18 protein-coding genes are annotated in these 13848 nt (G+C 70.7%); 10 read left to right on the forward strand and 8 right to left on the reverse strand.

The window, feature by feature from the left end; translation table 11 throughout:
- Window positions 1-196: 196 nt before the first annotated feature.
- Window positions 197-718, reverse strand: coding sequence for a DUF4240 domain-containing protein (locus ACQPZ4_RS30935; RefSeq protein WP_433043113.1), 522 nt, complete (start codon window positions 716-718; stop codon window positions 197-199).
- Window positions 719-759: 41 nt separating this feature from the next.
- Between ACQPZ4_RS30935 and ACQPZ4_RS30940 the strand changes: the two genes are divergently transcribed.
- Window positions 760-1038: a hypothetical protein gene (locus tag ACQPZ4_RS30940; protein ID WP_433043116.1), complete on the forward strand. Its 279-nt coding sequence runs from the start codon at window positions 760-762 to the stop codon at window positions 1036-1038.
- 19 nt (window positions 1039-1057) lie between these two features.
- The gene (locus tag ACQPZ4_RS30945) at window positions 1058-1711 is read left to right on the forward strand and encodes a nuclear transport factor 2 family protein (RefSeq protein WP_433043119.1); all 654 of its coding nucleotides are present in this window, start codon (window positions 1058-1060) and stop codon (window positions 1709-1711) included.
- Between the two features lie 72 nt (window positions 1712-1783).
- On the opposite strand, the gene ACQPZ4_RS30950 is transcribed toward ACQPZ4_RS30945, so the two are convergent.
- Both ACQPZ4_RS30950 and ACQPZ4_RS30955 read right to left on the reverse strand, forming a co-directional pair.
- A complete protein-coding gene (locus ACQPZ4_RS30950) occupies window positions 1784-2269 on the reverse strand; it encodes a hypothetical protein (protein ID WP_433043122.1) in 486 nt (161 codons plus the stop codon).
- A gap of 5 nt (window positions 2270-2274) precedes the next feature.
- Window positions 2275-2487, reverse strand: a complete 213-nt coding sequence (locus ACQPZ4_RS30955) for a hypothetical protein (RefSeq protein WP_433043125.1) — start codon at window positions 2485-2487, stop codon at window positions 2275-2277.
- A gap of 38 nt (window positions 2488-2525) precedes the next feature.
- Between ACQPZ4_RS30955 and ACQPZ4_RS30960 the strand changes: the two genes are divergently transcribed.
- Window positions 2526-2963, forward strand: coding sequence for an NUDIX hydrolase (locus ACQPZ4_RS30960; protein ID WP_433043128.1), 438 nt, complete (start codon window positions 2526-2528; stop codon window positions 2961-2963).
- Between the two features lie 13 nt (window positions 2964-2976).
- Here ACQPZ4_RS30960 and ACQPZ4_RS30965 read toward each other — a convergent pair whose 3' ends face one another.
- Complete coding sequence (locus tag ACQPZ4_RS30965) at window positions 2977-3600, reverse strand: hypothetical protein (protein WP_433043131.1); 624 nt, start codon at window positions 3598-3600, stop codon at window positions 2977-2979.
- A 68-nt stretch (window positions 3601-3668) separates the two neighbouring features.
- Here ACQPZ4_RS30965 and ACQPZ4_RS30970 point away from each other — a divergent pair, with 68 nt between their 5' ends.
- Together ACQPZ4_RS30970 and ACQPZ4_RS30975 are read left to right on the forward strand one after the other, a co-directional pair.
- A complete protein-coding gene (locus tag ACQPZ4_RS30970; RefSeq protein ID WP_433043134.1) occupies window positions 3669-4475 on the forward strand; it encodes an SAM-dependent methyltransferase in 807 nt (268 codons plus the stop codon).
- 78 nt (window positions 4476-4553) lie between these two features.
- Window positions 4554-5174 (forward strand): DUF2306 domain-containing protein, encoded by a 621-nt coding sequence (locus ACQPZ4_RS30975; protein WP_433043137.1) that lies wholly within the window; start codon window positions 4554-4556, stop codon window positions 5172-5174.
- On the opposite strand, the gene ACQPZ4_RS30980 is transcribed toward ACQPZ4_RS30975, so the two are convergent.
- Both ACQPZ4_RS30980 and ACQPZ4_RS30985 read right to left on the reverse strand, forming a co-directional pair.
- On the reverse strand, window positions 5125-5964 hold the full coding sequence (locus ACQPZ4_RS30980) for an NAD-dependent epimerase/dehydratase family protein (RefSeq protein WP_433043140.1): 840 nt from the start codon (window positions 5962-5964) through the stop codon (window positions 5125-5127). The genes ACQPZ4_RS30975 and ACQPZ4_RS30980 overlap by 50 nt on opposite strands.
- Window positions 5961-7259, reverse strand: coding sequence for an enolase C-terminal domain-like protein (locus ACQPZ4_RS30985; protein ID WP_433043143.1), 1299 nt, complete (start codon window positions 7257-7259; stop codon window positions 5961-5963). The genes ACQPZ4_RS30980 and ACQPZ4_RS30985 overlap by 4 nt, the downstream gene beginning before the upstream one ends.
- Before the next feature lie 581 nt (window positions 7260-7840).
- On the opposite strand from ACQPZ4_RS30985, the gene ACQPZ4_RS30990 reads away from it, so the two are divergent.
- The gene (locus ACQPZ4_RS30990; RefSeq protein WP_433043146.1) at window positions 7841-8371 is read left to right on the forward strand and encodes a hypothetical protein; all 531 of its coding nucleotides are present in this window, start codon (window positions 7841-7843) and stop codon (window positions 8369-8371) included.
- 312 nt (window positions 8372-8683) lie between these two features.
- Here ACQPZ4_RS30990 and ACQPZ4_RS30995 read toward each other — a convergent pair whose 3' ends face one another.
- The gene (locus tag ACQPZ4_RS30995) at window positions 8684-9094 is read right to left on the reverse strand and encodes an NUDIX domain-containing protein (RefSeq protein ID WP_433043149.1); all 411 of its coding nucleotides are present in this window, start codon (window positions 9092-9094) and stop codon (window positions 8684-8686) included.
- 114 nt (window positions 9095-9208) lie between these two features.
- Here ACQPZ4_RS30995 and ACQPZ4_RS31000 point away from each other — a divergent pair, with 114 nt between their 5' ends.
- Entirely contained in the window at window positions 9209-10036 is an 828-nt protein-coding gene (locus tag ACQPZ4_RS31000) for a hypothetical protein (protein ID WP_433043152.1), read from the forward strand.
- Here the strand turns inward: ACQPZ4_RS31000 and ACQPZ4_RS31005 are convergent.
- Window positions 10030-10953 carry a MerR family transcriptional regulator gene (locus ACQPZ4_RS31005; RefSeq protein ID WP_433043155.1) on the reverse strand — a complete coding sequence of 308 codons (924 nt, stop codon included), beginning with the start codon at window positions 10951-10953 and terminating at the stop codon, window positions 10030-10032. The two genes, ACQPZ4_RS31000 and ACQPZ4_RS31005, sit on opposite strands and share 7 nt — an antisense overlap.
- Window positions 10954-11060: 107 nt before the next feature.
- Between ACQPZ4_RS31005 and ACQPZ4_RS31010 the strand changes: the two genes are divergently transcribed.
- The 3 genes from ACQPZ4_RS31010 to ACQPZ4_RS31020 are packed head-to-tail and all read left to right on the forward strand — an operon-like array spanning window position 11061 to window position 13845.
- Window positions 11061-12131, forward strand: a complete 1071-nt coding sequence (locus ACQPZ4_RS31010) for a hypothetical protein (RefSeq protein WP_433043158.1) — start codon at window positions 11061-11063, stop codon at window positions 12129-12131.
- Entirely contained in the window at window positions 12128-13033 is a 906-nt protein-coding gene (locus tag ACQPZ4_RS31015) for an ABC transporter ATP-binding protein (RefSeq protein WP_433043161.1), read from the forward strand. The genes ACQPZ4_RS31010 and ACQPZ4_RS31015 overlap by 4 nt, the downstream gene beginning before the upstream one ends.
- A complete protein-coding gene (locus ACQPZ4_RS31020; protein WP_433043164.1) occupies window positions 13030-13845 on the forward strand; it encodes an ABC transporter permease in 816 nt (271 codons plus the stop codon). Before ACQPZ4_RS31015 ends, ACQPZ4_RS31020 begins: the two co-directional genes overlap by 4 nt.
- Window positions 13846-13848: the final 3 nt, after the last annotated feature.

Here is a 13848-nt window from a genome sequence, read left to right on the forward strand (position 1 = left end):
GACCAGCGCTTCCGGGTTTGTGGGCGATGTGTTCGGCTTCTTCGATCGCTTGACCGCGAAGAAGCGCCATATCGCGTACCCGCCGGCGATGGCGACAGCCACGGCCAGCCCAATCACCCACGGACCGATCATGATCGCTCCACCAGCTTCCTCGGCGGATCACGACGATACCGCCGTGGCGCCAGAGCGCTGTCGGCTACACGTCTTGGAACATGGCGGCCAGCCGCGGCAGGTGCCGCCGGTTCGCGTCCTCGTCCTCGACGTCCCAGCGTTCCCCGCCCGCGGGCGCCGGCCCCCGCCGCAGCTCGCCGAGCGCGGCGTCGAACGCTTCGGGGTCGCCGTACGCCTGGCGGGCCACGTAGTGCAGCCCCTCGCACCCGAGCCACCCCTCGTCGTCCGCCATCCGCCGCACGATGGGCAGGTCGGCGAGCGCGTCGGGATCGGCGACGGCCTGCTCGAACGCCGCCCGCCCCTGCAGGATCAGCCCCGCCCGGAAGTCCCGGAACCCGTCGTCGCCACACCCGCCCTCGATGAGGTAGGCGGCGGCCCAGAGCGGGTGGAGGTACGACTGCCGCAGGTGCTCGGCATAGTGCCGCTCGAACGCCAGAATGTCCTCGGGTGGCAGCTGCCGGAGCCGCGCCAGGACCACCTCCGGCCGCGGTTCGCCCCCGTCGTCAAGGGCCCCGCCGACGATCTCCCACCACCGCGCGATCTCCACGCCCGCGACTGTAGCCCGCGCGCACGTTGCAGAATGGCACCGTGACCTTCGTGCCGGACGTCGCCCAGGGCGACCTCGAGGGATTCGTGCTGGTCCGCCCGGACGGCACGCTGACGGCCGAGGTTGTCCACGTGCAGTGGATGGACAACCACCCGGCCGGCCCGGACACCCACGTCACGGTGTCGTTCGCGGACGGCACCGACGTGGAGTTCGCATTCGACGTCCCGGTCGTGAAGGGCCGCGCGACGGCGTCCCCCCAGGCGGCCCCGCTCACCTGGGGCACCGACGCCGGGCGCTGGGACATAGACTCGGCCCTCTGACCTTGATGGAGGACGAACGGTGATTGCCCGGATCTGGCGTGGTGTCGTCCCCGCGGACGTCGTGGCCGAGTACGCGCGGTACGTGGACGAGACGGGGGTCGTGCAGTACCGCAGCACGCCCGGCAACCGAGCCGCCGAGATCCTGACCCGCGACCTGGGCGACGGCACCGCCGAGGTGCTCGCCTTCACCATGTGGGACGGCTGGGCCGACATCCGCCGCTTCGCGGGCGACGACGTCGAGCACATCGTGCTGTACCCGGAGGACGAGCGGTACCTCATCGGCCAGTCCTCCCTGACCCACTACGAGGTCAGCGCGCACGGCACCGACCCGCGAGCGGTCGCCGAGGCGTTCTCGGGCCACCGCTTCGCCGACGCGTACCCGTTCCTGTCACCGGACGTGACCTGGAACATCCTGGGCGGCAACACCCTGCGCGGGCGCGACGCCGTGATCGCCGCGTGCGAGGCCACCCTGGCGGGCCTGACCGGGACGACTACGGAGTACGCCCGCTTCGTGGCAGTGGGCGACGGCACCCGCGCGGCGGTCGACTCGGTCGCCAGGTACACGGCCCCGGACGGCGACACGGCGGTGGTCGCCTCGTGCGACATCTACGAGTTCAGCGACGGCGCACTGACGACGATCACCTCGTACTACGGCGAGCTGCCGAACGCCTGAGCATTCGACCTGTTCGACCGGGTCGCCGCCGACGCGCTCACCGGCGCGGCTCTCGCCCGAGGCCGCACTGGACTATGCGCCGTCGGAGGTTTGCGTAAGCGTGAACGGCGGCGCGGTGTCATCCAGCGGCTCGATGCTGCCACCGGGCTCGGCGGCATAGGCACGGCCATCCTGAACGTAGAAGTTCAGCCAGGGATGCAGCGACAGTTCCTCCCGCGCTTGACCGATCCACCCCTGCGTCAGCGACCGCCGCGCCAACCAGGCCGGTACCACCGAAATCAGCTCATACATGACATCGTCGAGCACAAGGGTCCGGACGAACAATCCCAACGTGCCCGGCCGGTTCGAGTACGGCTGCTGAGCCATCAATGATCGGACGCCGCCGCCCGGCAGAGCATCGTCCGGCTCCGTGACCAGGCAGGACCAGTTGAGCCCCAGCTCGGCATCATCAGGCAACCGCTCCGCAAGACCGAGGTGGAAGCGGAGCTCGTCCAGGAACGACGCGGGCGCGTCCGGCCGCACACGCAACGACAGCGTCCACTCGTAATGCAAGCTCACCGGCTCTACCGTTCACCGCTCGACTTGGTCGCCTTTGCCCTGATCCCGCCGGGGACGCATTCCACCGCCGCGTCACGGAGTTTCCGGCCGACGATCGTGTGCTGCCGCAGGTCCATCCGGCCGCGGATCGGCGCGAGGACGTCGACGGGGCGGTCCGGGAAGCGCTCCCGCAGGTGCGCGAGCAGGGCCCGGGACGCCGGCGTCAGCTCATGATCCACGCTGCGCAGTGTCGCACGGGCGCACCTATGGTGAAGCCGTGAACGCCAATCCCGCAATCCGGCCGATCGCGCTCGCCGTGATTCGCCGCGGTGACGCCATCCTGGTCTTCGAGGGCCGGGACGAGACGAAGCAGCAGACCTTCTACCGCCCGCTGGGCGGCGGCATCGAGTTCGGCGAGCCGGCCGCCGACGCCGTGCGGCGGGAGCTGCGGGAGGAGTTGGGCGTCGAGCTGTACAACGTCGAACTTTTGGGCGTCCTGGAGAACATCTTCGCGGCGTTCGGCCGGCGGGGGCACGAGATCGCGTTCATCTTCGCGGCCGATGTGGTGGATCCGGCCGTGTACACCGCGGAGGACCTCGGCCTTGTCCTCGACGAGGGCACCCCGGTGGTGTGGCAGCCGCTGAGCCGCTTCGACGGGGACGCCATCCTCTACCCGACGGGGCTGCTCGACCTGCTGCGAGGGGGCCGCCGATGAGGTCCCGCGGTGGTCAGGCCAGGGTGTGCAGGACCTGCAGAACCCTGGGCAGGATGGCGACGTTCCAGGCGCCGTTGGGCACCTGGATGCGGGACTTCGGCTTGGCGCCGGCGGTGGCGGTGGCGGTGGCCAGCAGGTGCAGGTAGACCGGCTCGCGGCGGACGCCGGCGTACTGGGGCCAGGAAATGGTCCTGCGGAACAGGCCGACCTTGTGGATTCCGGCGTTGTCCAGGCGCAGGCCCGACATCTCGACCGTGCCGCCGCCGTGGACCGCGGCCACGGCGTCCGTCGCGAGGCGGGTGCCGGCGTGGTGCTCGATCAGCTCCACCGCCCGGGTCCAGCGGTCGTGGTGGGCGGTGCGCGTGGCGTGGTCGACGCGGGTCTTGAGTGGGCCCGTTGTGCCCGCGAACATCATGAATGTCGCGGTACGCCAGGTGTCGCCCAGGCCGATGGTGAAGCTGGTGCGCAGGTAGGCGCCGTTGACGTGGTGGTCCACGGCGCGGTACTGCAGGCGCGTGATCCCGCCCCAGCGGAACCCCGTGCCGCCGATGTCCGCGCCCTCGTCGGTCAGGGTCAGGCGGGCGTTGCGCGCCTCGAGTTCGAGCAGCAACCGGGCCATGCCAGGACGGCGTTCCATCGGGTTCCACGGGCAGTGTAACCTGGCTCACACAGTACCGGCGATCGATGCGGCAGAGGGGTCCAAGGATGGACGCACCGACCACGCGTGACGGGTTGCTTGCGAAGCTGGACACCAGCGTTGCGCACTCGGCGCGGCTGTGGAACTACCTGCTCGGCGGGAAGGACAACTTCGCCGTCGACCGGGAGGCGGCCGAGCAGGTGCTCGCGTACATGCCGGAGCTCGTGCAGTCCGCGCGGTTCAACCGGCAGTTTCTCGGGCGGGCCGTGCGGCACCTGGCCGGCGAGGCGGGCATTCGGCAGTTCCTCGACATCGGCACCGGGCTGCCGACGGCGGACAACACGCATGAGGTCGCGCAGCGGATCGCGCCGGACAGCCGGGTCGTGTACGCCGACAACGACCCGATGGTGCTGGTGCACGCGCGGGCGCTGCTCGTCGGGACGCCGGAAGGCGCGACGGACTACATCGACGCCGATGTGCGCGATCCGGAGGCGATTCTGGCCGCGGCCCGCCGTACGCTGGACTTTGAGCAGCCCATTGCGCTGATGCTGCTCGGCATCGTGAACTTCGTGCCCGACGACGCTGAGGCCTCCAGCGTTGTCCGCACGCTCGTCGACGCGTTGCCGGCCGGCAGCTACCTGGTCATGTCGCACCCGACGCGCGAGGTCAACGCGGCGGCGGTCGACCGGGCGGTGGAGATGTGGAACAGCAGCGGGGCGGCGCCGATGGCGGTGCGGACGCCGAAGCAGATCGAGGCGTACTTCGACGGGCTGGAAATCCTGGAGCCCGGCATCGTCACCTGCTCGCAGTGGCGGCCGGACGGCAACGACGAGACCCCCGCGTCGGAGTTCTGCGGGGTCGCGCGCAAGCCCTAAAGCCTACGCAGATTTTCGTACGGGCACGCCTCCCACGGCCCGACGACCGTGCGCGCCCCACCGTCGATGATCGAAGCCATGAAGCAGAAGCTGCTGCTCCTCGTGGCGGTCGGGTTCGCGGTGGGGCTCACCTTCCCGTACGTGAGCCTGGACAGCGCCGACAGCCGGCTCACGGTACAACCGGGACTGCACTATGCCGTGCTCGTCGTGCACATCTTCACGGCCGCCGTGGCGCTCGTGGTGGGGCCGCTGCAGTTCATGCCGCGGGTGCGGGCGCGGCGGCGGCTGCACCGGGTGCTGGGGCGGGTCTATCTGCTCGGCGGGGTGCTGCCGTCGGCCCTCGCGACGGTGCCGGTCGCGATCTGGTCGGGGCGGCCGCTCACGCAGGTCGGCCTGACCACCGCCGCCGTGCTGTGGCTCGCGACCGGCGTGCTCGCCTACCGCGCGGCCCGGCGGCGGGACTTCACCGCGCACCGGGCGTGGATGATGCGCAACTATGCGCTGACGTTGCTCGCCGTCACGGCCCGTTTACTGGTACCGCTCCTGCTCCTCACCCAGCTCCCGTTCGGCGGCGCGCCGGACCCCAAGGCGCTGATCCCGGCCGGGCAGACGCTCGGCTGGATCGTCAACCTGATCGTGGCCGAGCTGCTCATCCGGCGAGCGTCCGCGTCGCGCGGAAGCCCAGCAGCCGTTCGATAGCGGTGGTGTCGATCGGCGACCGATGGCCGGGAATGTCTTCCCGCAGTTCGGTTTCGCCATGGTACCGCCGGATCAGCTCCACAGTGGACGCCGCCGCCATCGTCGTCGGGGCGGCCAGCAGGACCGCGTGAAAGCCTTGCAGCTCCCGGGTCAGCGCCAGCCAGACGGCCTCGGCGGCGTCGTCGACGTGCAGGTACGACCAGGAGTCGGCGGCCATCTTCGCCGGCTCGCGCTCGCACAGCTCGGCGGTGCGGCGGATCGCGTCCCAGTCGGCGGTGTACGGGAAGCGCAGCGCGACGACGTCCATGCCGTACCGGCGGTGCATCATCGCGGCCGTGGCCTCGTCGGCCTGCTTGGACAGCGAGTACGCGTCCTCGATCTGGAACGGGGTCGCCTCGTCGATCGGGTAGTACGCGGGGTGCAGCACGCGCGGCGCGAACCGCAGGCCGAGGATCGAGTAGCTGCTGGCGATGACGGCCCGGCGGACCCCGGCCTGCGCGCACTCCTCCAGCACGTTGAAGGTGGCACGGGTGTTGCCGCCGAAGACCTCCACGGGGGTACCGAGGTCAGGGCTCGGAATCGCGGCCAGATGCACGACGGCGTCGACCCCGCCCCCGATCGCCGCGCGCACGGTGCCGGGGTCGCCGGCGTTGCCCACGACCGTGTGCGCGGCGGTGTCTGGTGCAGGCTCATCCAGTACCAACGCATGCACTTCGGCGTTTTCTGCGGCCAACCGGGCACAGACCGCGCGGCCGATGTTGCCGTTGGCGCCCGTGACGAGGACTCTCACGGGGCCTCCAGCGCGCCGTCGGGGCGGCGGACGACGGCGGCCCAGCGGTCGAAGAGGAACTTGGTCGGCGGGAACCGCTCGGCCTTCGCCTCGTCGAGGTCGACGCCCCAGCCCGGCTGTTCCGAGGGGTACATGTAGCCGCTCACCACGTCCGGGCAGCCGGGGAAGACCTCGTGGGTGGCCTCGTTGTACTCGTGCGACTCCTGGAACCCGAACGCCGGGCTGGAGATGTCGACGGCGAGGTTGGCCGCCACCCCGACCGGCGACACGTCGGCCGGCGAGTGGAACGCGGTGCGCACCCCGCACAGCTCGGCCAGCGCGGCCAGCTTGCGGGTCGGGGTGAGCCCGCCGATCGCGGACGTGTGCAGCCGGATCAGGTCGACCCCGCCGTCCCGGATGAGCCGCGCCGCGTCGGGTACGGACCCGATCTGCTCGCCGACCGCGAGCGGCACCGGCGAGCCGGCCCGCACCTCGGGCAGCCGGTCGTAGTGCTCGGGCGGGATGACATCCTCGAGGAACGACAGCGCGTACGGTTCGAGGGCCCGGGCCAGCACGATCGCCTGCTTCGGGGTGAGCCGGCTGTGCACGTCGTGCATGAGGTTGATCCCGAAGCCGAGGCGCTCGCGGGCGGCTGCGAACAGCGACGGGGTACCGCGGAGGTAGCGCTCCGGATCCCATCCGTCGGGGTTCGGCGACCCGGGGTAGTGCCCGCCCGTCCCGGCCGCCCCGTAGCTGCCGAGCCCGGGTTCGGCGCGCTGGATGCGGATGTTGCGGTACCCCTCGGCGATGAGCCGCTCGGCCTGGTCGAGGACCTGCGCGGTGGTGTCGCCGGAGGCGTGCGTGTACACCTCGACCCCGCCCCGGACGCGGCCGCCGAGCAGCTCGTACACGGGGACGCCGGCCCGCTTCCCGGCGATGTCCCACAGGGCCTGGTCGAGCCCGGAGAGCGCGTTGTTCAGCACCGGTCCGTTGCGCCAGTACGACGAGAAGTGCACAGTCCGCGTGATGTCCTCGATGTCCGCCGGGTGCCGCCCGACCGCGAGCGGCCCGACGTGCTCGGCAACGGCGGCGGCGACGGCGGCGTAGCGCTGGGTGAAGGTGGCACAGCCGAGCCCGTACAGGCCGGGTTCACTGGTCTCCACCTTGACGACGACGAGCGGCAGTCCCTCGGGCGCAGTGACGATCGGCCGTACTTTGGTGATGCGCAACTTGTCGCGGGCCGGCCACGGAGGCCGCGCTTCGGGAAGTCCACCATCGGCATCGAGCAGCGCGTTCGGATCATGCGGAGCGGTCACTGACGCAGTCTATGCACCACGATGCGTCCCGTGGACGACCTGCCGCCGCTTCCAGGCCGCGCAGTTCCGGTCGATGCTCGGCTCGCTCCTGCTGGCCAGCGAGGTCGGCTACTGCGGCGCGGGGTACTGCGTCGCGCTGGCCGCTCTCGGCACGCGGAGCGGTTTCTGGTTCCGGGCGGGTTGTGGGAACGCTGGGCGGCGGGCGTCTCCCACCCGCCGGACGTCACCTACTGCCTGGACCACATCACCGACCTGTGCGACGCCATCGCCTAAGAGCGTGTTTGAGAAGTGCTCGGGTGGCTTCGCGGCGAGAACGACGTCATCGACGAGATACTATGATCGGTAATTCGACCGGTTGGCGCAGCCCGAAAACGACTCGTTGGAGGCTTCGACATCCGCGACATCGGCGGACCTCCCTCCCGACCAGCCGATGCTCCCACCATCACCGGTGGTGCTGAACTGCGTGACATCGAATCCACCCGATCAGGCAATGGGTCCGGTGGTGCTCGATCTCAGGAACAGACATGAGGTCACAGGCACGAAAACCTCTGATCGTCGACATCCCGATAGAGTGGGCAATCGTGTCGCTGTACTGGGATCCGACAACCGCTTTGATGCCCGACCAACGCGCGGAGTTCAAGGGCCGGTGGAACGACCTTCTCTGGCTCAACGTTCCCGGCCCGTTCTGGACAGGCGAGACGGATACCTGCTGGACGGGCCGACTACACGCCCCCGACCACGTCCTCTACGGCGGCGAATACTTCACCGAGTTCGTATACCGCCAGCCGCGGACAGCAACCGAGGTGGCAGCGCTCGCCGAGGCCGCACGGGACGACCCGTTGGGCGGTTACGGCTGTGACGGTGACGATCGTTGGACCCCTGAGACCGTTCGTAGCTGGTGGCGAGACCGCGACCGCGTAGTCGAACACGTCGAGCAGCAACACCAGCGTTGGGTCGCAAGTGACCGCGCCGACGAGCAGGAGGCCGCAGCCGGACTCCGAGACTTCGCGTCGTACTTGGATGCCACGCTCAACGCCGATCTACGGATCTACCTGTTCTGGCTGATGGAGCGTCGATCACCCAACCCTGACGATCGACTGCCGTCCCTGTAACGCAGTATTCGCCACGATCAACAGCCGGAGCTACCCGGAGTGGCGCTGAAACGCTCCGACACGGAGTCGCCGCAAAATCAAGCGGCGCCGCAAGTGACCGACAGCCGGCGCTCAAGCTGACCGGCAAAACCACCGAGGTCAGGCCGCCGGCGGACTATGCGCTGTCGGAGGTTTGCAGGAGCGTCAACGGCGGCGCGGTGTCATCCAAGGCCGGTACCACCGAAACCAGCTCATACATGGCATCGTCGAGCACGAGGATCCGCACGAACAATCCGAACGTGCCCGGCCGGCTCGAGTACGGCCGTTGAGCCATCAGCGATCGCCGGCGAGGGCGCTCGTGAACAGGGCGAGGGAGTCTTCGTGGACGAACCGCAGCGCTGCCAGTTCGTCCCCCGTGAACCAGGCGATGGCGTCGTGCTCCTCCGGCGCGGCGTTGACCGGCGTGCCCGCCCAGGAATCGATCAGCCAGATCCGCATGTGGAACGTCTCGCCGTGGAGTTCGGCCAGGGGCGGGCCCGCCGGCTGGGCGATGTCGATGCCCAGTTCCTCGCGCAGTTCGCGGACCAGGGCCGCGGCCGGTGGCTCCCCCGGCTCCACGTGGCCGCCCGGGAGGTCCCACAGGTTCGGGTACCGGAGGCGGCCGGGCGAGCGGTGGGCCAGCAGGAGCCGGTCGCCGTCGCGGAGGAGGCCTGTCACGATCTGGGCCCGCTGCGAATTCGACACAGGCGCATTCTGCTGTGCGTCGTTCGACATGTTGGGGAGGCGCGTGGGTGGTCGATCCTCGGAGGACATTTTCCCTGAGGAGGCATGATGCTGTCAGTACGGAAAAGGGCCCTGGTGGCCGTGCTCGTCGTCGCTGCCGCTCAGCTCGTCGCGCAGGCGCCGGCCTTCGCGGCCGGGCGGCTCGGGGTCGTGCTCGTCGCGACGACCCTGGACGACTACGACGACCGGCACAACTCGAACTCGACGCAGACGCGGTCGGCGTCGTGCCCGGCCGGGACCCATGTGATCGGCGGCGGGGCTCGGGTCAGTGGGGGCGGCGATCAGGTGCGGCTCACGCGGCTCGTGCCGGTGCGGGGTGGGGTCGGGCAGAACGACTACTACTCCGCCACGGCCGAGGAGCCCGACACCGGGTACTCGTCCGAGTGGCAGTTCGTCGTGTACGCGCTCTGCGCCGATGTCGATGAGCTGGACAACTACAGCGTCGTCTCAGGCAGTACCAGCGCGTCTTCTTCGACCTTCAAACAGGCCACCGCGGACTGTCCGGGGTCGACCCTGGCGATCGGCGGGGGCGGGGCCGTCAGCGACGGGGATCATCAGGTCGGGCTGCAGCTGGCGCGGTTGGCCGGCCCGCTGGACATCGCCCGGGCCACCGGCCGGGAGGACGCCAACGGGTTCGCGTTGAGCTGGAGTGTGACGGCCTATGCCGTGTGCGCCGATCGGATCAGTGGCGCGGCCATTTACGGCACGATCGCCGCGGAGGGTGACACGGACGAGTGCCCGCCCGACAAGTTCACCTACTCCGTCGGTGGCGGCGGGTCGCTGACCGACTCCGGGCCGTACTTCCTGCAGACGATCTACCCCTTCGGCGAGCGGAGCTGGACCGTCGAGATGACCGGGCCGCCGGTCGGGCAGACCAGCGTCCAGGCCCTCTGCGGTTACTGAGCGCGGTGCTGCTGCAGGGCCTGGGTGAACCAGTCGAAGACGGGCGCCAGCGAGGGGGCGGTCGCCCAGCCGTTGATGGTGGAGATGAGGTGCCAGTAGCGCTCGACGCGCGGGTCGTTGGCGACCTCCAGGCGGGTGAGGAGCTTTTCGCGGTACTGCGGGCTGTCGGCCGTGCCGAACGTGCGGGCGTAGTGGGCGACCAGGTCGTCGACGATCTCCGCGGCCGGCGGCGATGCAGGTGCGATCCCGTCGGTCAGGGCCGTCGTCACGCGATCGCGGACGTATGTGGTCAGTTCGTGGTGCAGGCCCGTCCGGTCGCCCTCCGCGCGCTCGGCAGCCTGGTGGGCGGCCATCCGGCGGATGCTGGCCTTGAAGTCGTCGTCCTGGACGAGTTCGGCGAGCTCGATCCACGCCTCGACCTGCTCGGCGGTCGGCTCGTCGGGCAGGTTCGGCATGGTGGAGCGCAGGAGCTCGACCAGGTCGGGGTTGGCGTCGACGGCGCCGAAGGTGCTGTCGATGAAGTCGTGGATGAGGCGGTGCCGTTCGGCTTCGGACAGTTGCACGAGGCGGTGCATGAGTTCCATCTCCTTCGTGGTGGAGTCCCGCTTCGCCACCAGGCGCAGCACGGCGCGGCGGACCCGGAGGACCTGGATCTGCACGTCGAGCGCGTCGGCGTGGAAGGCGGCCGCCTCGGACATGGTGATGTCGTCGGCGAGCACCCGGCGGATTGTCACCAGGTCGAGGCCGAGTTCACGCAATGTGCGGATCAGGTCCAGGCGGGTGATCGCGGCCAGGTCGTAGCGGCGGTGGTTGGCGGGACTGCGGTCGGTGGGCGGCAGGACACCCGCGTCGGAGTAGAACCGGATCGTGCGCACGGACAGGCCCGTGCGCCGGGCCAGGTCTCCGATCGAGTACACGCCGATCAGCCTCCAACCTCCACCAGATGGAGATGCAAACGCTAGTCCAGGGTGAGCGGGCTCCGTGGTGCGGCGAAGTGCGCTGTGGCCGTCGTACTGTTGGGCGGGTGAGTGTGGTCCGGCGCGAGGCGCGGCGCCGCTGGGCGGTGGTCGCGGCGATCGTCGGCGCGCTCGTGGCGGTGCCGCTCGTGGTGGCGTTCGCGCCGGTCACGGCGCCGCGGATCGAGCCCGGGCAGCTCCGCGCGCGCATCCTCGAGGCGGCGGGCGGGCCCTATCAGGGCTACGCCGAGAGCCGGGGTTCGATCGTGCTGCCCGAGCTGCCGCAGCTGGGCGATGTCTCGGGACTGTTCGGCGGTACCACCAGCATGCGCGTCTGGCACGCCGGCAATGACGCCTGGCGGGTGGCGGTGCTCGATCCGGTCGGCGAGAAGGACTTCTTCAAGACCGCCTCCGGGGCGTTCACCTGGGACTACGGGCGCAACCTGTGGACCGAGACGGTCGGCGACCCGGCCGTGCGCGCGCCGCAGGCGTCCGATCTCACCCCGCCCGAGCTCGCCCGGCGGCTCCTCAAGGACGCCGGCGACGACGCCGGGCTGCGGGCGCTCCCCGGGCGGCGGATCGCCGGGAAGGCCGCGGCCGGGCTGCGGGTCGTGCCGAAGGACCCGGCCACCACCATCCGGGCCATCGACGTCTGGGCCGACCCCGGCACCGGGCTGGCGCTGCAGGTCGAGGTGGCCGGGGTGTTCACGACCCGGTTCCTCGACGCCACGACCGACCCGCCGTCCGACGCCGTGCTGCAACCGGAGGCGTCCGACTCGTCCGGGTTCGCGTCCAGCACCCGCTCGGAGATCACCTCGTCGCTCAATGCCGTCACCCGGGCCAACCTGCCCGGCTCGCTCGGCGGGCGGGCCAGGGTGCCGGGGCCGTTGAGCGCGCTCGCGGCGTACGGGACGGGACTCTCGCGGTTCGTGGTCATCGCGGTGCCGGGGCGGCTCGGCGACCGGACGCTGTCGGCGTTGCGGGATGCGGGGGGCGAGGCGGTCGCGGGCGGTACCGGATATCTCATGCGCTCGGCGGTGCTCAACATCGTGGTGACCAAGGTCGGGCGGCGGACGTATCTGGTCACCGGGTTCGTGGCGCCGGACATCCTGACCGCGGCGGCGGGAGAGCTCCGATGATCGAGACCGCCGCGCTGACCAAGACGTTCGGGCGGGTCCGGGCCGTCGACGGGGTGGATCTGCGGGTGCCGGAGGGCGCGCGGTACGGCCTGCTCGGCCCCAACGGATCCGGCAAGACCACCCTCATCCGGATGCTGCTCGGGCTCGTCTTCGCCACCAGCGGGGAGATCACCGTGCTGGGCCGGCCGATCCCGCGAAGGCTCGCCGAGGTGCTGCCCGACGTCGGGGCGCTCGTCGAGGGGCCGGCCGCCTACGGGCACCTGTCCGGGCGGGCCAACCTGCGGCTCATCGACGCGGCCGGGCGCTCGGTGGGGCGGACCCGCAAGCGGCGGATCGAGGACGCGCTCGAACGGGTCGGGCTGGGCGGCGTGGACGGGCGGCCGGTGCGCACGTACTCGCTCGGGATGCGCCAGCGGCTCGGGCTCGCCGCCGCGCTGCTGCGCACGCCGCGGCTGCTGATCCTCGACGAGCCGACGAACGGCCTGGACCCGCAGGGCATCCACGAGATCCGGCAGCTGCTGCTGGAGATCAGCGCCGCCAGTACCACATTGCTGTTGTCGAGTCATCTGCTGGCCGAGATCGAGCAGCTGTGCACCTGGGTCGGGATCATGGACCGGGGGCGGCTCGTCGGGCAGGACGAACTGGCCGCGCTGCGGGTGCCGACCGGGCGGGTGCGGCTCACCAGCCCGGACGCCGATCGGGTGGTGGCGCTGCTCGACGGGCGGGTCGTGCACCGCGACGCCGACAAGCTCACCGTCACCCACCCCGACGCCGCCGCGCTCAACGCGCAACTGGTCGCGGCCGGGCTGCGGATCGCCGAGATCGGGGCCGAGCGCCAGACCCTCGAGCAGGTCGTGCTGCGGGCGACCGGATCGGGCACCGACCGGATGGAGCGCCGATGATCCTCGTCGAACTGCGCAAGTTGTACCGCCGGCCGCGCACCCTGGTCAGCCTGGCCCTGCTGTGCGGGCTGCCGCTCGCCGTGGCGATCCTGCTCGCGACGACCCGGATCGGCACCGCGGCCGGCCAGGGGCCCGCGTTCCTGTCGGCGGTGCTCAACAACGGCTCGCTGTTCCCGGCGGCCGCCCTGGCCATCGTCCTGCCGCTGTTCCTGCCGGTCGCGGTGGCGATCGTCGGCGGCGACGCGGTCGCGGGCGAGGCGAGCGCCGGGATGTTGCGCTACCTCGTCGCCCGGCCGGTCGGACGGACCCGGCTGCTGCTGGCCAAACTCGTTTCGATCATGGTGTACGTCCTGGGCGCCGTCGTGGCGGTCGTGCTCACCGGCTACGTGATCGGGATGATCTTCTTCCCGGTGCAGCCCGGTGCCGAGGTCGTCACCTCGGTCTCGGGGCCGGCCCTGTCGCCGCAGCAGGTCACCCTGCGGATCGGGGCGGCCATGGTGTACATCGCGCTGTCCATGCTCGGCGTCGGCGCGATCGCGCTGTTCCTGTCGACGGTGAGCGACTCGTCGCTGGGTGCCACCCTCGGGGCCCTCGCCGCGCTGGTCGCCAGCCAGCTGTTCACCGCCCTCGACGCGGCCACGGCGATCCGGCCCTACCTGCCGACCCGGTACTGGCTCGCCTGGATCGACTTCTTCCGCGAGCCGGTCCTGTGGCGCGACATCGAGCGCGGGCTCGGGCTGCAGCTCGTGTACGTCGTGGTCTTCCTCGGCCTCGCCTGGGCCAACTTCGCCACCAAGGACGTCACCAGCTGACCG

The organism is Dactylosporangium sp. CS-033363 (genome assembly GCF_050942475.1).
Classification (GTDB): Bacteria; Actinomycetota; Actinomycetes; order Mycobacteriales; family Micromonosporaceae; genus Dactylosporangium.

Bases quoted from the DNA above. Each gene is read 5' to 3' on its own strand.
- ACQPZ4_RS30965 (WP_433043131.1), bottom strand. From the start codon at position 3,600: ATGGAACGCCGTCCTGGCATGGCCCGGTTGCTGCTCGAACTCGAGGCG.
- ACQPZ4_RS31015 (WP_433043161.1), top strand. From the start codon at position 12,128: ATGATCGAGACCGCCGCGCTGACCAAGACGTTCGGGCGGGTCCGGGCC.
- ACQPZ4_RS30975 (WP_433043137.1), top strand. From the start codon at position 4,554: ATGAAGCAGAAGCTGCTGCTCCTCGTGGCGGTCGGGTTCGCGGTGGGG.
- ACQPZ4_RS31020 (WP_433043164.1), top strand. From the start codon at position 13,030: ATGATCCTCGTCGAACTGCGCAAGTTGTACCGCCGGCCGCGCACCCTG.
- ACQPZ4_RS30970 (WP_433043134.1), top strand. From the start codon at position 3,669: ATGGACGCACCGACCACGCGTGACGGGTTGCTTGCGAAGCTGGACACC.